We start from the raw sequence: 19,656 nt of genomic DNA, 5'->3' as shown, positions 1-19,656 counted from the left end.
GACGGACGTTCCAGTGGTGCGACTATGCGCGGCGTACGTGACCCAGGTCACCATTAAGTAAGTTACGTTCACGACTAATGCCGGAAAAAGGTGTCTTCACCATGCGTCGCTGGAGCCTGGCGGGCCAGATGCTGGTCCTGCAACTGCTCGTGGTCGCGGTCACCGCGACGGGCTGCGCCGTGCTCGCCCTGGTGCAGGCGCACCGGCTGCTCACCGACGACGCCGGGCACCGGGCCACGGCCGTGGCGGTCAGCGTGGCCGCCGCCCCCGAGGTCGCCGACGCCCTGGGCGACCCCGACCCGAGCGCGCGGCTGCAGCCGTTCGCCGAGCGGGTGCGGCTCAGCACGGGCGTCGACTTCATCACCATCATGCGGCCGGACGGCACCCGGCTCAGCCATCCCCACCGCTCCGAGATCGGCCGGCGCTTCCTCGGCAACACCGGCCCGGCGCTGCGCGGCGAGACGTTCACCGAGACCTACACCGGCACCCTCGGCCCCTCCGAGCGGGCCGTCACCCCCGTCCTGTCGGACGGCCGGGTGGTGGCCCTGGTCAGCGCGGGGATCAAGGTGGACAGGATCAGCGCCATGCTGCGCGGCCAGCTCGGCTGGGGCGGCTTCATCGTGGCGCTCGCGCTCGGGCTGGGCGCGGCCGGCACGTGGCTGGTGACCGCCCGGCTGCGCCGCCAGACGCACGGGCTCGGCCCGGTGGAGCTGGGCCGCATCCACGAGCACCACGACGCGGTCCTGCACGCCGTGCGCGAGGGCCTGCTGCTGGTCGGCGGCGACGGCCGGCTGACGCTGTGCAACGACGCCGCCCGGCTGCTGCTCGGCCTGCCCGCCGGCGCCGAGGGCCGGCACGTGGACGAGCTGGGCCTCACCGAGCTGACGGCCGCCGGCGAGGAGCGGGTCCACCTGGTCGGCGAGCGGGTCCTCGCGGTCAACAGCGCCGCGAGCCGGCTCGGCCGGGTGGTGACCGTACGCGACACGACCGAGCTGCAGGCGCTGACCGGCCAGCTCGACGCCGAGCGCGGCTTCGCCGAGTCGCTGCGCTCGGCCGCGCACGAGGCCGCCAACCGGCTGCACACCGTGATCACACTGGTCGAGCTGGGCCGTACCGAGGAGGCCGTCGCGCTCGGCACCGCCGAGCTGCGCGCGGCGCAGGAGCTGACCGACCGGGTGATGGGCGCGGTCCGCGAGCCGGTGCTCGCGGCGCTGCTGCTCGGCAAGAGCGCCGAGGCCGCCGAGCGCGGCGTCGAGCTGGTGATCACGAACGAGGGCGGCGAGGACGAGCCGCTGGACGACTGGGGCCTGGACCCGCGCGCGCTGGTCACCATCGCGGGCAACCTCATCGACAACGCCATCGACGCCGGCACCCGCGTCGAGGTGCGGCTCGGCTCCGACGGCGGCCGGGCCGTCATCCAGGTCTCCGACGACGGCCCGGGGCTCACCGGCCCGGCCGCCTTCGCCAGGGGCTGGACCACGAAGGGCGACGGCCGCGGCCTCGGCCTGGCGCTGGTCGGGCAGGCGGTGCGGCGGCTCGGCGGGGAGATCGAGGTGCGCGGGTCCGCGTTCACCGTGCGGCTGCCGATCCCGGAGCGCGTCCGATGACCCGCGCCGCCATCTCCGTCCTGGTCGTCGAGGACGAGGAGATCACCGCCGAGGCCAACCGCGTCTACGTCGAGCGGGTGCCCGGCTTCACGGTGGCCGGGGTGGCCCGCTCCGGCGGCGAGGCGCTGCGTTTCCTGCGCCGCCGCCCGGTGGACCTCGTCCTGCTCGACCTGTACCTGCCGGACCTGCACGGGCTGGAGGTGGTGCGGGCCATCAGGGCGGGCGGCCTGATGTGCGACGTCATCGCCGTCACCTCGGCCCGCGACCTGGCGATGGTGCGCTCGGCGGTGTCGCTCGGCGTCTCGCAGTACCTGCTCAAGCCGTTCACGTACGCCACGCTGCAGGAGAAGCTCACCCGCTACGCCCGGTTCAAGGACGAGGCCGGGGTCGCGGCCGGCCAGGGCGACGTGGACCGCGTGCTCGGCGCCCTGCGCGGCAGCTCCGACCTGCCCAAGGGGCTGTCCAGGGACACCCTGGACGCGGTCGCGGCCGAGCTGCGCGCGCGGCCGGGCGGCATGGCCGCCCAGGCGGTGGCCGACGCCATCGGGGTGTCCCGCGTGACCGCCCGCCGCTACCTGGAACACCTGGTCGAGCTGGGTACGGCGGTCCGCATGCCGCAGTACGGCGGAGTGGGCCGGCCAGAGTTGCTCTACCGGATCCCCATGGAGCGTTAATGACGGTGACGCCGGGCGTTCAACCCGGACCTCTAGCTTCTCAATGCCATCAGAAGCTTTGAGGAGAATCCGTTGCGAGTCTTGGCCGTAGTTCCCGCCCGCGGAGGTTCGGCGGGCGTACCCCTGAAGAACCTCGCCCTGGTCGGGGGCGTGCCGCTGGTGACCCGGGCCGTCCGGGCCTGCCTGGCCGCCGAGCTCGTGGACCAGGTCGTGGTCAGCACCGACCACGACGGCATCGCCGCGACCGCCCGCGAGGCGGGCGCGCTGATCGTGGAGCGGCCCGCCGAGCTCAGCGGCGCGACCGCCTCCAGCGAGTCGGCGGTGCTGCACGCGCTCGACGCGCTCGACGCCGACCCCGAGGTCGTCGTGCTCGTCCAGTGCACGAGCGCGTTCATCGACCCGGAGGACCTGTCGGCCGCCGTGCGGAAGGTCCTCGACGGCGAGGCCGACTCCGTGGTGTCCGGCCTGCCGACGCACGAGTTCCTCTGGACCGCCGCGGGCGCGGGCGTCAACCACGACCCCGCCGTCCGGCCGCGCCGGCAGGACCGCGAGCCCCAGTTCCGCGAGAACGGCGCGTTCTACGTCATGCGCACCGCCGGCTTCCGCGAGCACGGCCACCGCTTCTTCGGCCGCACCGCGGTCCAGCCGGTCCCGCCGCAGCACGCGATCGAGGTGGACGAGCCGGGCGACCTGGAGCTGGTCCGGGCGCTGGCGCCGTTCATCGACCGGCCGGAGCCGATCGACGTGGACGCCGTCATCACCGACTTCGACGGCGTGCACACCGACGACCGCGCCTACGTCGACTCCGACGGCCGCGAGATGGTGCTGGTCAGCCGCTCCGACGGGATGGGCGTGTCGCTGCTGCGCCGCTCCGGCGTCAAGGTGCTGATCATGTCCACCGAGCACAACCCGGTGGTCGCCGCCCGCGCCCGCAAGCTCGGCGTGCCCGTGCTGCAGGGCCTGGCCGACAAGCGCACGGTGCTGCGCGACTGGCTGCACATCGAGGGCCTCGACCCCGCCCGGGTGGCCTACGTCGGCAACGACGTCAACGACCTGGGCCCGATGGCCGAGGTCGGCTGGCCGGTCGCCACCCCCGACGCCCACCCGCGGGTGCGCGCCGCGGCCCGCGTCGTGCTCACCCGTAACGGCGGCTCGGGCGCGGTGCGCGAGCTGTGCGACCGCGTGGTGGCCGCCCGCCCCGAGCCCCAGGCCCAGCCGGCCGCCGCGGTCCGGGCCCGCCCCCGCTTCGGCCCGGTCGCGATCGGCGACACGCTGGTGGGCGACGGCGAGCCCGTCTACGTCATCGGCGAGATCGGCATCAACCACAACGGCGACCTCGACATCGCCCGCCGGCTCATCGACGTGGCCGCCGACGCGGGCTGCCAGGCGGTCAAGTTCCAGAAGCGCACCCCCGCGATCTGCGTGCCCGAGGAGCAGAAGGGGCAGATCCGGCAGACGCCGTGGGGCGAGATGACGTACCTGGAGTACAAGGAGCGCACCGAGTTCGGCCGCGACGAGTACGCCGAGATCGCCAAGCACTGCGCCGAGCGCGGCCTGCACTGGTTCGCCTCGCCGTGGGACGTGCCCTCCGTCGAGTTCCTGGAGGAGATGGACGTCCTGGTGCACAAGGTGGCCTCGGCCGGCGTGGCCGACCACCAGCTCCTGCGCGCCCTCGCCGCCACCGGCAAGCCGGTCATCCTGTCCACCGGCATGTCCACGCTGTCGGAGATCGACGCGGCGGTGGAGATCCTCGGCACCGACCGGCTGATCATGATGCACGCGACCTCGACGTACCCGCTGCCTCCGGAGGAGGCGAACCTGCGCACGATCACCACGCTGAAGGAGCGCTACGGCGTGCCGGTCGGCTACTCCGGCCACGAGCGCGGGCTGCAGATCTCGCTGGCGGCCGTGACGCTCGGCGCGGTGTGCGTGGAGCGGCACATCACGCTCGACCGCACCATGTGGGGCTCCGACCACGCGGCCTCGCTGGAGCCCGCCGGGCTGGAGCACCTGGTACGCGACATCCGGATCATCGAGCAGGCCATGGGCGACGGCGTCAAGCGCGTCTTCCCCGGCGAGGAGGCCCCCAAGGCCCGCCTGCGCCGGGTCACCGCCTGACCCCCTGCCCCTCGTTCCTGGAGAGACCCCCCGTTGATCACTCTCTCGGTCGTCGTGCCGATCCGCGACGGTGAGTGCTACATCGCCGACGCGCTCACCGCGCTGGCCCGCAACGCCCGGCGCGACTTCGAGTTCATCGTCGTCGACGACGGCTCCGTGGACGCCACGCCGGACATCGTCGACGACTTCCGGGGCGAGCTGCCCGGCCTGGCCGTCATCCGTCACGACGTGCCGGCCGGGCTGGCCGACGCGCGCAACGCCGGTCTCGCCGCCGCGTCCGGCCGGTACGTGACGTACCTGGACGGCGACGACTGGCTCGCGCCCGGCTACCTGGCCCGGCTGGTCGAGGCGGCCGACGGGCTCGGCTGTGACTTCGTGCGCGTCGACCACGTGCAGGTCGAGGGCCGCAAACGGGTCGTGCACCGCGCCCCCCTGGCGCGGAGGGGCGTGGTGCTCGACCCCCGCGAGGCGATCCTGCCCGCGGACACGCGCACGATGGTGGACTACCCCTACGCCTGGGCCGGGATCTACCGGCGCTCACTGGGCGACCTGCTGCGTTTCCCCGGCTCGCTGCACACGGCCGAGGACCGGCCGTGGATCTGGCGGCTGCACCGGGAGGCGGCCACGTTCGCCGTGGTGTCGCTGGCCGGGGTGTTCTACCGCCGCCAGGTCGCCGGCTCGCTCACCCAGATCGGCGACGAGCGGCAACTGCACTTCTTCGACGCCTTCGAGCTGGTGCTCAAGGACCTGGAGCCGGAGTTCCTGCCGAAGGCCGTACGGACCTTCTGCGCCCTGTTCGCCCACCATCTGGAGCTCGGCGAGCGGTTCGCGCCGCCGCTGCGCGCCCGCTTCGAGGAGCGGGGCGTGCTGATGGTGTCCTCGCTGCCGCGCGAGCTGGTGGCCGAGGCCGTGACGCGGATGCCCGCCGAGCGGGGGGCGCTGCTGCGCGCCCTGCTGCCCGGACTGCCCCCCGACCCGTACGCCAGGATCCGGAGCGCCCCATGAAGGTCTTCTACGCCTCGACCCTGTTCGGGGCGATGACGCTGGCCGCCGCGATCGACGACGGCCGTTTCGGCGACGGCCGGCGGCTGCTGATCGTGTCGAACAACGCGGCCGTCCCCGAGGTGGCGACGCCGCTGGAGGAGACGCCCGGCTTCGCGGCGCTGCGCGGGCGCTTCGACGAGGTGCGCTCGTGGAACGAGCTGATCGCGCCGCTGCATCCGTCCGACTGGCGGGCGCGGGTGATCGAGGTGCCGATGACCGAGCGGCTGATCCGCTCGCACTGGGGCCTGGACGACGTCGAGGAGCTGGTGCTGGAGTCGATCGCGGTGCCGCCCGCCCGGACGATCGGCGGGCTGGTGCGCGACTGCCCGATCACCGTCTACGCCGACGGGCTCATGAGCTACGGCCCCACCCGCGACCCGCTCCCCGCCGAGATCCACCGCCGCGTCACCCGGCTGCTCCATCTGGACCTGGTGCCGGGGCTGACGCCGCTGCTGCTCAGCGAGTACGGCGTGCCGGCCGAGACGCTGCCGGGCGAGCGTTTCCTCGCGGTCGTCGCCGAGGTGGCCGGGGCGGCCGGGGCCGGTGCCCCCGCCCTGCCGCCCGGCGCGCCGGTCGTCCTCGGCCAGTACCTGTCGGCGCTGGAGTTGCTGAGCGCCGAGGAGGAGGCCGGGCTGCACGAGGGGATGCTGGCGGCGCTGGCCGCCCGCGGCCACGACCACGTGGTGTTCAAGCCGCACCCGGCCGCAGGGCGGCGGCACGCCCGGCTCCTGCGTGAGGCGGCCGGGCGGCTCGGGGTGCGGCTGTCGGTGCCCGGGGAGAACGTGCCCGCCGAGGTGTGCTTCGCGGCGCTGCGGCCCGAGCTGGTCGTGGGCTGCTTCTCGACCGGGCTGATGACCGCGCGGCGCTACTTCGGGCTGCCGGTCGCCTCGTACGGGACGGAGCTGGTGCTGGAGCGCCTGGCGCCCTACGAGAACAGCAACCGGGTCCCGCTCACCGTCGTGGACGCGCTGCTGCCCCGGCTGACGGCGGACGGCGTCATCGAGGAGCCGCCGCCGGTGGACCTGGCCGGGCTGGTGCGCGCGGTCGGCTACTGCATGCAGGCCGAGGCGTATCCGGGGTTGCGGCCGGCGCGGATCGACTTCGACGCCCGCTACTTCAAGCGCAGGCGGCTGGAGGTGCTGGGCCTCCTGGACCGGCCGGCGTCGTCCCGTCCGAAGGCGCTGGACCGCCTGCGGCGCCGCCTCCGCCCACTCGCCTGAACGCCCGGCCCGTCGCCGGCCGCTCGGCCGGGCGCGGCCGGCGACGGCCCTCCGGCCGCTCAGCCGAGCGCCGTCGGATAACCGGCCCACCGGCCTCTCAGTCGGGCGCCGTCGGGGACGGCGTACCCGCCGCCGCTCAGCCGAGGGCCGTCAGGTAGCGGCGCACTCGTTTCCTGGCCTTGTATCCGGCCCGCAGCATCGACGGGTGGACCTCCACCCGCAGCCGGGCCCGGCGGCGTGCCGCCGCGTGCTCGGGGCCGTCCAGCAGGGACGTGGCGGGCCCGCTCGGTCCGGCGGACACGAGGCCGGCCAGCAGCCGGGTCCAGTCGTCCCGTTCGGCGGGATGGAAGTAGTTGGCCGCGCACCAGGCGGGCGAGGCCGCGCGGAAGGCGCCCGCGGCCAGGTCGTCGAGCGTGCCGAGCAGGCCGCTGCCCTCGAACACCACGTTGATCATCTCGGCGCTGACGCCGAAGTCGGTCAGCACCAGCGACGGCACGCCCAGCGCGATCGCCTCCAGCGCCGCCGTCGAGCTGACGGTGACGAACCCGGCCGCGTTCGCGAGCTGCTCGTGCATCGGCCCGGCGGCGAAGCGCAGCCGCCCCCGCTCGCCCATCTCGCGCCAGAGCCGCTGGTAGTGGTGGCGTTCGCGGTGCGTCTGCCGTTCGTCCTCCAGGGCCCGCAGCTTGACCACGACGTCCAGGTCCGGCCGGCGCCGGGCCAGCTCGGCCAGGGCGCTCAGAATCCGCTCGCGCTGCTCGCGCCCGCGCGGCACCTTGGCCTGGGTGGCGAAGACCACCCGGTCGCCGCCCGCCGGGGCCGCGCCCGCGCGCAGGAACGGCAGCCGGGCCAGCCCGACCGCCCCTCCCCCGCCGAGCCGCCCGGCGATCTCGCCGAACTCGGCCACCTCCCGCTCGCTGTGCACCACGAACAGGTCGCAGCCGCTGCGGTAGATCCACGCCTTCTCCGTCGCCGGCACCGAGATGCCCGGCAGCCCGCTGACGAACACCGGCCGGGGCCGCAGCCCGTCCAGCACGCCGGACACGAGCACGTCCACCACCGGCCCCGTACAGGCCACGAGGATCACGTCGGGCCGGGTGCGCTCGGCGAGCCGGCGCACCGACCGGGCCGACAGCACCGGCGGCGCCGACCGGCCGCGCCCGCTCACCGCGGCGGCGATCTGCTCGGGCGAGGGCGCGATCGGCGTGCGGACCACCACCAGGTCCGCGGACGAGCCCTCGGGCAGGTCGTCGAGCAGGCAGGCCGCCCACTTCAGGTACGAGTCGGAGTCGGCCACCGCCAACACGTTCAACTAGGCACTCCCGTCAGATGCGAGCGCAGGGCGGGGGCCGCCCTGCTGGTCCACCAGTCGTCAGGCACGTCCACGGGCTCGACGGCGACGCCGCGCGGGCCGAGCAGGACCCGCAGCGAGGTGACGGCGGTCGAGGGGAGGCTGAGCACCCGCTGGTCCGGGCGCAGGCCGCGCAGGGTCAGCTCGGCGGGCGCGCCGGCGTCGTGCACGGTGACGCCGGGCAGCTCCCCGATGAGCGCCACGTCCACCGGGTCCTCGCGGCGGTGCGGGTAGTAGGCGAGCGGCTCGCGGGCCGCCAGGTCGGTCAGCCAGCGCAGGTAGCGGCCGCGGTGCACCAGGCCGTTGCGGACGAGCGAGGTGCCGAGCACGACCGTGTGCTCGTCGGGGCCGTACGGGCTCGGCGGCTGGGCGCGCAGCCAGGCGAAGTCGTGCCGGACCAGCTCTACGCCGGCGGCGCGGACGGCCTCGGCGAGCTTGTCGTCCACGTCGAGCGCGGTGAAGACCGACACCCGGCTGAGGCGCAGCCGCAGCGCGGCGGCCAGGCCGAGCGCGGCGCGCGGCGCGGACGGCTCGGCACGGGCGCGCAGCAGGGGGCGCGACGGCCCGGCGGCCAGCAGCTCCAGCAGGCGCAGCGTGGCGAGGCCGTCGTCCACGATGACGACCCGGCCGGGCCACGACGCCAGCCAGCGCACCTGCACCCTGCCGGAGAAGGCGTCGCCGACCGCGAGGACCCGGCGCGGCATGCGCTCGCGCGGATCGGCCAGCACCAGCCCGTCGGGCGCGCCGAGGGAGCGCAGCTCCGCGCGGGTGGCCTTCAGCGCGCGCAGCCCCGCGCGCGGCACGACCGTGGTCACGGGCCCGAGGAGCCCCGCGTGGTGGGCCTCGACGGCGCACAGCATCTGGAGCGGCGACTCCACCCAGGCCGACGCCTGTCCGACCACTCCTGCCCCTCCCGGCCGATGGGCCTCCCAGCAGGGTGATGGCCCGTCCATGACGCCGTTAAGTTACCCCTGCCGCCTTAAGCCGCCAGGAACGCGACGTGAACAATGGAGACTATGAACTCGCTCATGCTCAACACCGACGGCGTGCAGATCCCGCAGCTGGGGTTCGGCGTCTGGCAAATCCCCGGCGACGAGGCCGAGCAGGCCGTGCGCACCGCGCTGGAGGCCGGCTACCGGCACATCGACACAGCCGCCGCCTACGGCAACGAGGAGGGCGTGGGCCGGGCCGTGCGCGCGAGCGGGCTGCCGCGCGAGAAGGTGTTCATCACGACCAAGCTGTGGAACGGCGACCACGGCCGCGCCGAGCAGGCCTTCGACGAGAGCCTGGCCCGGCTGGGCCTCGATTACGTCGACCTCTTCCTCATCCACTGGCCGGTGCCGCGGCAGGACAAGTACGTCCAGGCCTGGAAGGCCCTGGAGAAGATCTACCGGGACGGCCGGGCCAGGGCGATCGGGGTGTCCAACTTCACCGTCCCCACGCTCACCCGGCTGATGGAGGAGACGGGCATCACGCCGTCGATCAACCAGATCGAGCTCCATCCCTACCTGCAGCAGCGCGAGATGCGCGAGTTCCACGAGGCCAACGGCATCCTCACGGAGGCGTGGAGCCCGCTCGGCCAGGGCAGGGGCCTGCTGGACGATCCGGCGCTCGCGGTGCTGTCGGGCAAGTACGGCAGGACGCCCGCCCAGATCGTGCTCCGCTGGCACCTGCAGCTCGGCAACGTGGTGATCCCGAAGTCGGTCACCCCGGCGCGCATCAAGGAGAACATCGACGTGTTCGGCTTCATCCTCGACACCGAGGACATGGCCGCCATCGGAGCGCTCAACCAGGGCAAGCGCCTCGGGCCCGACCCCGACACCTTCAACGCCACCTGAACCCTCTACGATCTCGCCTTGTGCGAGATTTTGCGTGGGGCATAGCGGCGACCGGCGGCATCGCCCAGACCGTGGGGACGGCCATCGCGGCCGAGCCGGGCATGCGGGTGGCCGCCGTCGGCTCCCGCGACCTCGGCCGGGCGCGGGCGCTGGCGGCGACGCTCGGCGCGGAGTCGGCGTACGGCTCCTACGAGCAGCTGTGCGCCGACCCGGCCGTGGACGCGATCTACGTCGCCACGCCCCACGCCCAGCACCTCCCGGTGGCCGCGGCCGCCATCGCGAACGGCAAGGCCGTGCTGTGCGAGAAGCCGCTCGCGGCGAGCGTGGCCGACGCCGAGACGATGGTGCGCCTGGCGCGCGAGGCGGGCGTCTTCCTCATGGAGGCCATGTGGATGCGGTTCAACCCGCTGATCCGCATGATCGCCACCGACGAGCGCTTCGGGGAGATCCGCTCGGTGCAGGCGTCCTTCGGCTTCGCCCATCCCTATGACGAGGCGCACCGGCTGTGGGCTCCCGAGCTGGGCGGCGGCGCGCTGCTCGACCTCGGCATCTACCCGTTCGGGCTGGCGCAGCTGCTGCTCGGCATGCCCGAGAGCCTGCGCGTCACCGGGGCGCTCGCGCCCAACGGCGTGGACGCCGAGGCGGCGGGGCTGCTGACGTACTCCGGGGGGCGGCACGCCGTGGTGGCGACCTCGTTGCTCGCGCACTACCCCAACTCCGCCCACGTGGTCGGCACGGGCATGCGGGCGGACATCCCGGCGGCGTTCTGGGCGCCGGAGCGGATCGTGCTGTCCGCGCCCGGCATGGAGCCCGAGGAGCATCTGCTCGATCCGGCCGACAACGGCTACGCGGGTGAGGTGCGCGAGGTGCGTGCCGCGGTGGCCGAGGGACGGACCGAATCGGCGGTCATGCCGCTTGACGAATCCCTTGCCATGATGGGGCTGCTGGCCGACGCCCGGCAACAACTGTCCTGACCAGCCCTTTAGGGATTTGTCATCTCCTTGCCATGTGTATTACCTTATGGGGCATCTCAGGGCATACGTCCGTTTTGTCGGAGTATGTCTGACCATCGCAAGTGAAAGAACATCACAGGATCGTCCTGTGACCGCTGAATCCGCCACGCGCGGAACCGGGGACCCACGTCCTTTGGGGTGAATCGGCATCACGTGCCGTAGGGCAGCTTCCACGTCCGAACCCGTCAGCTAACCCGGTAAGCGGCATGGAAGCAAGGAGTAACCCCCTCGATGGCCAAGCACGGCTTCACCGCTGCCCGAAAGATGAAGATCGCCTACGCCGTCCTCGGCACGGCCGTGGCCGCCGCCGCGCTCGGCCCGCAGGCCGCGAACGCCGAGACCGCGTCGGCCGCAGGACAGCACAGCAGCACTGTCAAGAGCACCAAGAACCCGGTCGACCACGCCGCCCAGCGCTCCCGCGCCGACGAGAACAAGATCCAGGTCACCGCCGACCAGGTGCTGTCCATGGCCCGCTCCCAGGTGGGCACCAGCGAGAACGCCGCCGGCGGCGGCACCCCGTACCAGCGCTGGTACGCCGACTCGAAGCGGGCCGCCGAGACCATCGCCCGCGACGGCGGCACCCCCGCCGGCTACCTCAACGCCCCCTGGTGCGCGATGTTCGTCTCCTGGGTCGGCGAGAAGACCGGCGCCCGCCCGCAGATCGGCTGGGACGCCTGGACCGTCGCCCACGCCAAGTGGTTCAAGAACAACGACCGCTTCGGCACCGTCGCCAAGCCCGGCGCGGTGGTCTTCTTCTCCTGGAGCGGCAGCAAGGACCTCGACGCCATCAACCACGTCGGGTTCGTCGAGAAGGACAACCAGGACGGCACCATCTCCACCATCGAGGGCAACACCGGCAACGGCAAGGTGGAGGAGCGCGTCCGGCCGAAGTGGCAGGTCGTCGGCTACGGCTACCCCGAGTACGCCTCCTGACCTCACCCACGTACGAGCGCGCGTCCCCATCGCCCGGGGACGCGCGCTCGTCGCGTGTGCGGCCCCGCCCGGGTCAGGGCGTGGGCTCTTCCAGCAGCCGCAGGCTCTCGCGGGCCCACTCGGCGCGGGCCGTCGCGACCGCGATCTGGCCGGCGAAGACGTGCGCCTTCAGCGCGGCGATGCGGTCGTGCTCGGCCGCCGGGCGGTTCTTCAGCCGCTCCTTGAGCAGGGGCGTGTCCTTGGCCAGCAGCGCCTCCCTGTGCGCCCGCCACTCGGCGGCGAGCTGCTCCTGCTCGGCGATGAACGCCTTGAGCACCGACGCGGCCCGGTCCGGCTCGATCATGTCGAAGAACAGCGCCTGCAGGAAGAACGCGTCGCGCGCCGGCGGCGGGGTGTGGGAGGTGCCGAGCCAGGCGCGCAGCTCCGCCAGGCCGCGTTCGGTGATGGAGTAGACGGTCCTGCTCAGCCTGGTGCCCCGGATCTCCTTCTGGCCCTCGATGAGGCCGACCTGCTCCATCTGGCGCAGCGTGGGATAGATCTGGCTCTGCGGCGCCGACCACACCCAGCGCGGGGCGGCCTCGAAGAAGCGGGTCAGCTCGTACCCGTTCATGGGGCGCGCCTCCAGGACGCCGAGCAGCGCGTGCTGAAGCGACATGCCCTCCAGCATAGGGAGAGCATGATCCGTTCCTCTAGAACAGGTATGGAGATACATGTATTGTCCTCCCTGTCTTCGGGAACGATCTCGCGAGGAGGCGGGCGGCGGTGCGCACGGCTGAAGCCGGACCCTTACCGGAAGAGCACTTACGGACCGAGCTGGCCCTGGCCGGGCGGGCGCTGGCGGCGGCGGGGCTGGTGACCGCGTTCGGGCACGTCTCGGTCCGGACCGGCGCCGACCGGCTGCTGATGACTCCACCCGTGCCCCTCGGCACCCTCACGGCCGCGTCCCCGTACGCCGAGCTCCCCCTCGACGCCGCCGAACTGCCCGGCGGAGCGCCGCGCGAGGCGTGGATCCACGTCGAGATCGCCCGCGCCCGCCCCGGCGCCGGCGCGATCTGCCGGGCGCAGCCGCCCGCCGCCACCGCGCTCGCCGCCGCCGGGGTGCCCATCCGGCCACTCCACGGGCAGGGCGCCTTCCTCGGGCCCGAGGTGCCCGTGCTCGACGACGCCGTGCTCGTCCGCGACCGGGCCCGCGGCCGGGCGCTCGCCGACCGGCTCGGCGACTCCCCCGCCCTGGTCATGCGGGGCAACGGCGCGGTCACCGCCGGCGCGAGCGCCGGCGAGGCCGTCGCCCTCATGTGGGTGCTGGAGGCCAGCGCCCGCATGAACGCCACCGCCGCCGCGGCCGGCACCCCCGTCCCCCTCACCCCCGCCGAACAGCGGGCGTGGCGGTCCGCCGCGCCCGAACTCCTTGCCCGCATCTGGTCCCACCTCCGGGAGTCGTCATGATCGAGTTGACGGACATCGCCTACGTCCGCTCCGGCGCCGCCGACCTGGACACCGCCGTGCGCTTCGCGGTCGACGTCGTCGGCATGGAGCTCACCGCCCAGGAGAACGGCGTCGCCTACCTGCGCGCCGACCAGCGCCACCACTGCCTCGCCCTGGTCGAGGGCGAGTCCGGCGTCATCAGCTCCGGCTTCACCGTCCGCGACGAGGACGCGCTGGCCGCCGCCGAGACCGAGCTGGAGAAGGCAGGCGTCGCCGTCGCGCGGGGCGGCGCCGAGGAGGCCCGCTCGCGCCGGGTCCGCGACTTCCTCTCCTTCGACGACCCCTTCGGCAACCGGGTCGACCTCGTCATCGACCAGGTGACGCTCACCGCCCCCGTACGGCACGGCCGCGAGGCCGGCATCACCGAGTTCGGCCATCTGTGCCTGGACGCGCCCGACGTGCGCGAGGCGTACCGCTTCTGGAACGGCCTGTTCAACGCCCGCGTCTCCGACTGGATCGGCGACTGGGCCTGCCTCATGCGCATCGACCAGGTCCACCACAAGCTCGCCGTGTTCCAGGGCAGCCGGCCGGGGCTCTGCCACATCAACTTCCAGGTGGACTCGCTCGACGACGTCATGCGCAACTGGCACTTCCTGGAGGCGAACGGCGTCGAGATCGAGATGGGTCCCGGCCGCCACCCCCAGTCCACGGCCGTGTTCGTCTACTTCAAGGGCCCCGAGGGCATCACGTACGAGTACTCGTGGGGCGTGCGCCTCATCACCGACGAGGACGCCTGGCGCCCCCGCTACTTCGACCCCGCCGAGCCGGGCTCGATCGACATGTGGCAGGGCCCCACGCGGCGCGTCCACACCCAGCCGCAGATCCGCCGTCCCCTGCCGGGGCGGCCCGTCACGGGAAGCGAGGGCTGACATGCCGCTGGTCGAGGTGTCCCTGTCCGAAGGGCGTGATCCGGCCGCGATCCGGGCGCTCATCCACGAGCTGCACGCCGCCGTGGAGCGGGCGATCGGCTCGCCGGCCCAGAGCATCAGGGTGATCGTCAGGGAGGTGCCGCGTACGCACTGGGCGGCCGGCGACCAGACGCTCGCCGAACGCGACGAGATCAGCAAGGGCGGTTGACGTGGAGTTCTTCGGGCACGTGATCGACGGCGCCGAGGTCGCCTCGGCGAGCGGCGAGACCTTCGCCAGCGTCGATCCCTACACCCGCGAGCCGTGGGCCGAGGTCGCGCTCGGCGGCCCGGCCGAGGTGGACCTGGCCGTCGCGGCGGCGCGGCGCGCGTTCGACGAGGGGCCCTGGCCGCGCATGGGCCGCGCCGAGCGCGGGCGGCTGCTGCACCGCCTGGCGGACCTCATCCTGGCCCACGCCGACCGGCTCGGCCTGGCCGACACGCGCGACATGGGCAAGCCGATCAGCCAGAGCCGCGGCAACGACGTGCCCCGCGCCGCCGACAACTTCCGCTTCTTCGCCGACCACGCCCGCCTCACCCCGGCCGAGGCCCTGCCGATGGACTCCGGCCACCACGCCTACACCCGCTACGAGCCGGTCGGCGTGGCCGCCGCCGTCGCGCCGTGGAACTTCCCGCTCATGCTGGAGACCTGGAAGATCGCGCCCGCGCTGGCCTGGGGCAACACGGTCGTGCTCAAGCCCGCCGAGGACACGCCCGCCTCGGCGACCATCCTCGCCCGGCTCGCGCTGGAGGCGGGCCTGCCGCCCGGCGTGCTCAACGTCGTGCACGGGTACGGCCCGGACTCGGCCGGCCAGGCGCTCACCGAGCATCCCGGCGTGGACCGCATCACGTTCACCGGCGAGTCGGCGACCGGCCGCGTCATCTCGGCCGCCGCCGCCCGCAACCTCGTCCCGGTCAGCCTGGAGCTCGGCGGCAAGGGCGGCAACGCCGTCTTCGCCGACGCCGACCTGGACAACGCGGTGAGCTGGTCGCTGCGCGCGATCTTCACCAACGCCGGGCAGGTCTGCCTGGCCGGCTCCCGCCTGTACGTGCAGCGCCCGGTGTTCGAGGAGTTCCTGGCCCGCTTCACCGCCGCCGCCGGGGCGATGCGGCTCGGCGACCCCAAGCTGGAGGACACCGAGCTCGGGCCGCTAGCCTCCGAGACGCACCACCGCAAGGTGCGCGGCTACGTCGAGACCGTCGCCGCCGAGGGCGGCACCGTGCACGCGGGCGGGCTCGGCGACGGCTGGTTCGTCCGGCCGACGATCGTCACCGGCCTGCCCGCCACCGCCCGCCACCAGCGGGAGGAGATCTTCGGCCCGGTGGTGACGGTGACGCCGTTCGACACCGAGGACGAGGTTGTGGCGCTCATGAACGGCACCCGCTACGGGCTCAACGCCATGCTGTTCACCGAGAGCCTGTCGCGGGCGCACCGCGTCTCGGCCCGGCTGCGGGCGGGCACGGTCTGGGTCAACTGCTTCTTCATCCGCGACCTGCGGGCGCCGTTCGGCGGGGCGGGCGACTCGGGCGTGGGGCGCGAGGGCGGCACGTTCAGCCGCGAGTTCTTCACCGAGCCGAAGGCCGTCGTCATGCAGATCGACTGAGCGGGTGGCCTCCGGGTGTACGACAATCGGTGGCCGCCTGTCGATCCGGCCTCCCGCCGTTCGACGCACCGGCGACGGACCGTACGCGTGAAAGAGGAGCAGACCGTGAAGTTCATGATCGTGGGCAAGGGCAACGCCGCGACCGAGGCCGGGGAGCTGCCTCCTCAGGAGCTCGTGGACGCCATGCACGCCTACAACGAGGCGCTGGCCAAGGCCGGGGTGCTGCTGGCCGCCGAGGGGCTGCTGCCCAGCTCCAAGGGGGCGCAGATCGCCTACAGCGGGGGGCGGGCGAGCGTGATCGACGGGCCGTTCGCCGAGTCCAAGGAGCTGATCGCCGGGTTCTGGCTGATCCAGGTGAAGTCGCGGGAGGAGGCGATCGAGTGGGCGCTGCGGGTGCCGGTGCCGCCCGGCCACGACGGCATCGGGCTCGACGTGTGGCGCGTCTTCGACGCCTCCGACGTGCTCGACGAGTCGCTGCCGGAGGAGGAGCGCGAGCGGGCCCTGCACGTACGCCTGCGCGGCGACGTCCCCGACGCCTGACCCCGCGCGCGCCCCGCCGCGGGTTGCGAGAGCGGCGGGGGCGCTGGTGGGATGGGCGGATGACGACGGACCCCGGCGCGGACCTTGGCGCGAACGCTGGCGCGGACACCGGCACGGACGCCGGCGTGGGCACCGGCGGGCACCGCGGCGCCGGTGCCGATCCGCACCGCACCGTGGAGGCGGTGTGGCGGATCGAGGCCGCCCGGCTCATCGCCGGGCTCGCCGGCCTCGTCCGCGACGTCGGCCTGGCCGAGGAGCTGGCGCAGGACGCGCTGGTCGCCGCGCTGGAGCAGTGGCCCGGGTCCGGGGTGCCGGACAACCCGGGCGCCTGGCTCATGACGGTCGCCAGGCGCCGCGCGATCGACCTGATCCGCAGGAACGAACGGCTGCGCCACAACCTCACCGAGCTCGGCCACCGGCTGGAGAGCGGCGCGGGCGAGGAGCGGCCCGAGCCGGACGAGATCGAGGACGACCTGCTGCGGCTGGTGTTCACGGCCTGTCATCCGGCGCTGTCGATGGAGTCGCGGGTGGCGCTGACCCTGCGCGTGCTCGGCGGCCTGACCACCGAGGAGATCGCCCGCGCGTTCCTGGTCCCGGAGCCGACGGTGGCGCAGCGCATCGTCCGCGCCAAGCGCGCCCTGGCCGACAAGGGCGTGCCGTTCGAGGTGCCCGGGGGCGGCGAGCTGGCCGGGCGGCTCGCGGCCGTCCTGGAGGTCATCTACCTCATCTTCAACGAGGGCTACTCGGCCACGGCGGGCGACGACTGGCTGCGGCCCGCGCTGTGCGAGGACGCCCTGCGTCTCGGCCGCGTCCTGGCCGGGCTGATGCCGGGCGAGCCCGAGGTGCACGGCCTGGTGGCGCTCATGGAGCTGCACGCGTCCCGCTCGGCGGCCCGCGTGGGCCCGTCGGGCGAGCCGGTCCTGCTGCTGGAGCAGGACCGCACCCGCTGGGACCGCCTGCTCGTCGGCCGCGGCCTGGAGGCGCTGCGCCGGGCCGAGAGCCTGGCCGGCGGCGCTCCCGGCCCGTACGCGCTGCAGGCCGCCATCGCCGCCTGCCACGCCCGCGCCGTCGTCGCCGGCGACACCGACTGGGCACGCATCGCCGCGCTCTACGAGGAGCTGGCCAAGCTCCTGCGCTCCCCCGTGGTCGAGCTGAACCGGGCGGTGGCGCTGTCGATGGCGTACGGCCCGGAGGTGGGTCTCGGCCTGCTCGACCAGATCGCCGGCGAGCCCGCGCTGAAGGGCTATCACCTGCTGCCGAGTGTCCGCGGCGACCTGCTGTTCAAGCTGGGCCGCCGTGAGGAGGCGCGGGCCGAGTTCGAGCGGGCGGCGGCGCTGACCCGCAACGGCCGCGAGCGCGCCCTGCTGGAGTCCCGCGCGGCCGCCTGCTGAGCGCGCCGGCGCGTCAGACCCGGGCGCGTTCCGCGTCCATGATGGCGTCGAGCAGGCCGGGGAAGACGGCGTCCAGTTCGTCGCGGCGCAGGGTGTTGAGCCGCGCGGTGCCCGCGTAGTGCTGGCGGATGAGGCCGGCCTCGCGCAGGACGCGGAAGTGGTGCGTGGCCGTCGACTTGCTCACCGGCAGGTCGAAGTCGCCGCACTTGATGGCGGCGGCGGAGTCGCGGAGCTGCGTGACGATGCCGCGCCGCACCGGGTCCACGAGGGCTTCGAGGACCTGCTGGAGCGTGACCTCCCGGGGGTCGGGGTGCGGCGGGATGCGCTCGTCTGCCAAGACGTCTTCCATGACGTCATGGTAGGACAACCGTCGAAGTTCGACGGCGCCGTCACGGCCGGCCGACCCCCATGTACGTGAACCCGAGCGCCCGCATCGCGGCCGGGTCGAGCAGGTTGCGCCCGTCGTAGAGGACCGGGCGCCGCATGGACCCGGCGACCGCCGCCCAGTCGACGTCCTGGAGCTGCGGCCACTCGGTGACCACGATCGCCGCGTCGGCCCCTTCCATGGCCAGCTCCGGGGTCGGGTGGCGGGTCGTGGACGCCCACGGCTCGGCCGCGCCCGGCCGGGCCATCGGGTCCCAGGCGCGCACCTCCGCCCCTTCGGCGAGCAGCCGCGAGGCGAGCACGGTGCTCGGCGCCTCGCGCATGTCGTCGGTGCCGGGCTTGAACGTCAGCCCGAGCAGCGCCACCCGCGCCCCGGCCAGCGTGCCCAGCGCGTCGTTGAGCTGCTGGATGGCCCGCCGCTTCTGCAGGTTGTTGACCTCGATGACGGCCGACAGCAGCTGCAGGTGGTAGCCGGTGTTGCTGGCGAGCTGGCGCAGCGCCTCGGAGTCCTTGGGGAAGCAGGAGCCGCCCCAGCCGATGCCGGCCCGCAGGAAGTGGGGGCCGAGCCGGTGGTCGAGGCCGACGGCCTGGGCGACCTCCGTGACGTCCGCGCCGGTCTTCTCGCAGAGCGTGGCGATCTCGTTGATGAAGCTGATCTTGGTGGCGAGCAGGGCGTTGGAGGCCAGTTTCACCATCTCGGCCGAGCGCACGTCCATCGTCACGACCGGCCCGTCCACGCCCCCGTGCAGGTCGGCGACGAGCCGCGCGACCGTCTCGTCGGAGGCGCCGACGACCACGCGGTCGGGGTGCAGGAAGTCGTGGACGGCCGTGCCCTCGGCGGTGAACTCGGGGTTGGAGGCGTAGCCGACGTGCGCGAGGCCGCTCTCGTCGAGCACGGCGCGGACGCGTGAGCCGGTGCCGACCGGCACGGTCGACTTCACCACGACCGCCTTCAGGTCCTTCGCGCCCTCCAGGGAGCGCACCACCGACCACACGCGCGACAGGTCCGCGTCGCCGGAGGCCGAGGGCGGGGTGTCCACGCACACGTACGCGACCTCGGCGCCGTCCAGCGCCTCGGCGAGGTCCAGGGTGAACGACAGCCGCTCCTTGTTGCGCGCGATCAGGTCGCCGAGCCCCGGCTCGTAGATCGGCACGTCGCCGGCCCGCAGCAGCCTCACCTTCTCGGGATCGATGTCCCTGACCACCACCCGGTGCCCGAGCTCGGCGAAGCAGGCGCCGGTCACCAGCCCGATGTACCCGGCACCGAAGACCGCCACCCGACGTTCCGGCTTGTCACCCATGAACCGACCATCCGTTTCGTGACTCCATCAGCACGACATCCCGCGCGCGCGGGATTGTTCACCTTAACGGCCTCCCGCGGTCGTCACGGATCCGAGGGGGGCCAAGGGCCCGCGGGACGGGCCCGCGGCGGCTCCTCCCCCGGTGCGCGGCACGCCGCACAGTGGCGCCGGGCCGGGATGTGCGCCGCGCCCATGGGGTCCGGGAAGGGCTTCCTACAGTTTCCAGCACGTCGGAGGAGGCCGACGCCCCG

General features: G+C 73.7%; 19 protein-coding genes and 1 riboswitch. Of the genes, 14 read left to right on the top strand and 5 right to left on the bottom strand.

The features are described 5' to 3' along the window. Window positions 1–101 precede the first annotated feature (101 nt). The 5 genes from AC27IY_RS26400 to AC27IY_RS26380 all read left to right on the top strand — a co-directional run bounded on the left by AC27IY_RS26400 (window position 102) and on the right by AC27IY_RS26380 (window position 6,663). Window positions 102–1,607, top strand: coding sequence for a sensor histidine kinase (locus tag AC27IY_RS26400; protein WP_423448560.1), 1,506 nt, complete (start codon window positions 102–104; stop codon window positions 1,605–1,607). Then, window positions 1,604–2,281, top strand: coding sequence for a response regulator (locus tag AC27IY_RS26395; protein WP_364452376.1), 678 nt, complete (start codon window positions 1,604–1,606; stop codon window positions 2,279–2,281). Before AC27IY_RS26400 ends, AC27IY_RS26395 begins: the two co-directional genes overlap by 4 nt. Before the next feature lie 72 nt (window positions 2,282–2,353). Further along, a complete protein-coding gene (locus AC27IY_RS26390) occupies window positions 2,354–4,399 on the top strand; it encodes an N-acetylneuraminate synthase family protein (protein ID WP_487179481.1) in 2,046 nt (681 codons plus the stop codon). Between the two features lie 33 nt (window positions 4,400–4,432). Beyond that, window positions 4,433–5,404 (top strand): glycosyltransferase family 2 protein, encoded by a 972-nt coding sequence (locus AC27IY_RS26385; protein WP_487179479.1) that lies wholly within the window; start codon window positions 4,433–4,435, stop codon window positions 5,402–5,404. After that, window positions 5,401–6,663, top strand: coding sequence for a polysialyltransferase family glycosyltransferase (locus AC27IY_RS26380; RefSeq protein WP_487179478.1), 1,263 nt, complete (start codon window positions 5,401–5,403; stop codon window positions 6,661–6,663). The genes AC27IY_RS26385 and AC27IY_RS26380 overlap by 4 nt, the downstream gene beginning before the upstream one ends. Before the next feature lie 136 nt (window positions 6,664–6,799). Here the strand turns inward: AC27IY_RS26380 and AC27IY_RS26375 are convergent, their stop codons facing one another. Then, entirely contained in the window at window positions 6,800–7,966 is a 1,167-nt protein-coding gene (locus AC27IY_RS26375; protein WP_487179727.1) for a DUF6716 putative glycosyltransferase, read from the bottom strand. Between the two features lie 2 nt (window positions 7,967–7,968). After that, window positions 7,969–8,913: a hypothetical protein gene (locus tag AC27IY_RS26370; RefSeq protein WP_487179477.1), complete on the bottom strand. Its 945-nt coding sequence runs from the start codon at window positions 8,911–8,913 to the stop codon at window positions 7,969–7,971. A 114-nt stretch (window positions 8,914–9,027) separates the two neighbouring features. Between AC27IY_RS26370 and AC27IY_RS26365 the strand changes: the two genes are divergently transcribed. The 3 genes from AC27IY_RS26365 to AC27IY_RS26355 all read left to right on the top strand — a co-directional run bounded on the left by AC27IY_RS26365 (window position 9,028) and on the right by AC27IY_RS26355 (window position 11,795). Continuing rightward, a complete protein-coding gene (locus AC27IY_RS26365) occupies window positions 9,028–9,849 on the top strand; it encodes an aldo/keto reductase (protein ID WP_487179476.1) in 822 nt (273 codons plus the stop codon). 20 nt (window positions 9,850–9,869) lie between these two features. Beyond that, the gene (locus tag AC27IY_RS26360; protein ID WP_487179475.1) at window positions 9,870–10,823 is read left to right on the top strand and encodes a Gfo/Idh/MocA family protein; all 954 of its coding nucleotides are present in this window, start codon (window positions 9,870–9,872) and stop codon (window positions 10,821–10,823) included. Between the two features lie 122 nt (window positions 10,824–10,945). Further along, window positions 10,946–11,081, top strand: a riboswitch (cyclic di-AMP (ydaO/yuaA leader). 12 nt (window positions 11,082–11,093) lie between these two features. Further along, window positions 11,094–11,795 carry a CHAP domain-containing protein gene (locus AC27IY_RS26355; RefSeq protein WP_487179474.1) on the top strand — a complete coding sequence of 234 codons (702 nt, stop codon included), beginning with the start codon at window positions 11,094–11,096 and terminating at the stop codon, window positions 11,793–11,795. A 73-nt stretch (window positions 11,796–11,868) separates the two neighbouring features. Here AC27IY_RS26355 and AC27IY_RS26350 read toward each other — a convergent pair whose 3' ends face one another. Further along, entirely contained in the window at window positions 11,869–12,450 is a 582-nt protein-coding gene (locus tag AC27IY_RS26350; protein ID WP_487179472.1) for a PadR family transcriptional regulator, read from the bottom strand. A gap of 107 nt (window positions 12,451–12,557) precedes the next feature. On the opposite strand from AC27IY_RS26350, the gene AC27IY_RS26345 reads away from it, so the two are divergent. From AC27IY_RS26345 to AC27IY_RS26320, 6 genes are all read left to right on the top strand, one after another. Beyond that, window positions 12,558–13,241 carry a class II aldolase/adducin family protein gene (locus tag AC27IY_RS26345; protein ID WP_487179471.1) on the top strand — a complete coding sequence of 228 codons (684 nt, stop codon included), beginning with the start codon at window positions 12,558–12,560 and terminating at the stop codon, window positions 13,239–13,241. Beyond that, complete coding sequence (locus AC27IY_RS26340) at window positions 13,238–14,149, top strand: VOC family protein (protein ID WP_344215176.1); 912 nt, start codon at window positions 13,238–13,240, stop codon at window positions 14,147–14,149. Before AC27IY_RS26345 ends, AC27IY_RS26340 begins: the two co-directional genes overlap by 4 nt. Before the next feature lies 1 nt (window position 14,150). Further along, entirely contained in the window at window positions 14,151–14,357 is a 207-nt protein-coding gene (locus tag AC27IY_RS26335; RefSeq protein ID WP_020541062.1) for a tautomerase family protein, read from the top strand. A 1-nt stretch (window position 14,358) separates the two neighbouring features. Then, window positions 14,359–15,789, top strand: coding sequence for an aldehyde dehydrogenase (locus AC27IY_RS26330; RefSeq protein ID WP_487179470.1), 1,431 nt, complete (start codon window positions 14,359–14,361; stop codon window positions 15,787–15,789). Between the two features lie 114 nt (window positions 15,790–15,903). Continuing rightward, the gene (locus tag AC27IY_RS26325) at window positions 15,904–16,329 is read left to right on the top strand and encodes a YciI family protein (RefSeq protein ID WP_449952243.1); all 426 of its coding nucleotides are present in this window, start codon (window positions 15,904–15,906) and stop codon (window positions 16,327–16,329) included. Between the two features lie 173 nt (window positions 16,330–16,502). Further along, entirely contained in the window at window positions 16,503–17,720 is a 1,218-nt protein-coding gene (locus AC27IY_RS26320; protein ID WP_487179726.1) for an RNA polymerase sigma factor, read from the top strand. A gap of 13 nt (window positions 17,721–17,733) precedes the next feature. Here the strand turns inward: AC27IY_RS26320 and AC27IY_RS26315 are convergent, their stop codons facing one another. Both AC27IY_RS26315 and AC27IY_RS26310 read right to left on the bottom strand, forming a co-directional pair. Next, on the bottom strand, window positions 17,734–18,069 hold the full coding sequence (locus AC27IY_RS26315; RefSeq protein ID WP_423448580.1) for an ArsR/SmtB family transcription factor: 336 nt from the start codon (window positions 18,067–18,069) through the stop codon (window positions 17,734–17,736). Between the two features lie 40 nt (window positions 18,070–18,109). Next, complete coding sequence (locus AC27IY_RS26310) at window positions 18,110–19,405, bottom strand: UDP-glucose dehydrogenase family protein (RefSeq protein WP_423448582.1); 1,296 nt, start codon at window positions 19,403–19,405, stop codon at window positions 18,110–18,112. Window positions 19,406–19,656: the final 251 nt, after the last annotated feature.

The organism is Nonomuraea sp. B208 (genome assembly GCF_057536035.1).
This window is presented reverse-complemented; position numbering and strand designations above follow the sequence as displayed.

Excerpts from the sequence above, each read along its gene's own strand:
- AC27IY_RS26310 (WP_423448582.1), bottom strand. The coding sequence starts at position 19,405 with ATGGGTGACAAGCCGGAACGTCGGGTGGCGGTCTTCGGTGCCGGGTAC.
- AC27IY_RS26380 (WP_487179478.1), top strand. The coding sequence starts at position 5,401 with ATGAAGGTCTTCTACGCCTCGACCCTGTTCGGGGCGATGACGCTGGCC.
- AC27IY_RS26340 (WP_344215176.1), top strand. The coding sequence starts at position 13,238 with ATGATCGAGTTGACGGACATCGCCTACGTCCGCTCCGGCGCCGCCGAC.
- AC27IY_RS26395 (WP_364452376.1), top strand. The coding sequence starts at position 1,604 with ATGACCCGCGCCGCCATCTCCGTCCTGGTCGTCGAGGACGAGGAGATC.
- AC27IY_RS26325 (WP_449952243.1), top strand. The coding sequence starts at position 15,904 with ATGATCGTGGGCAAGGGCAACGCCGCGACCGAGGCCGGGGAGCTGCCT.
- AC27IY_RS26400 (WP_423448560.1), top strand. The coding sequence starts at position 102 with ATGCGTCGCTGGAGCCTGGCGGGCCAGATGCTGGTCCTGCAACTGCTC.
- AC27IY_RS26350 (WP_487179472.1), bottom strand. The coding sequence starts at position 12,450 with ATGTCGCTTCAGCACGCGCTGCTCGGCGTCCTGGAGGCGCGCCCCATG.
- AC27IY_RS26355 (WP_487179474.1), top strand. The coding sequence starts at position 11,094 with ATGGCCAAGCACGGCTTCACCGCTGCCCGAAAGATGAAGATCGCCTAC.
- AC27IY_RS26335 (WP_020541062.1), top strand. The coding sequence starts at position 14,151 with ATGCCGCTGGTCGAGGTGTCCCTGTCCGAAGGGCGTGATCCGGCCGCG.
- AC27IY_RS26315 (WP_423448580.1), bottom strand. The coding sequence starts at position 18,069 with ATGGAAGACGTCTTGGCAGACGAGCGCATCCCGCCGCACCCCGACCCC.
- AC27IY_RS26365 (WP_487179476.1), top strand. The coding sequence starts at position 9,028 with ATGAACTCGCTCATGCTCAACACCGACGGCGTGCAGATCCCGCAGCTG.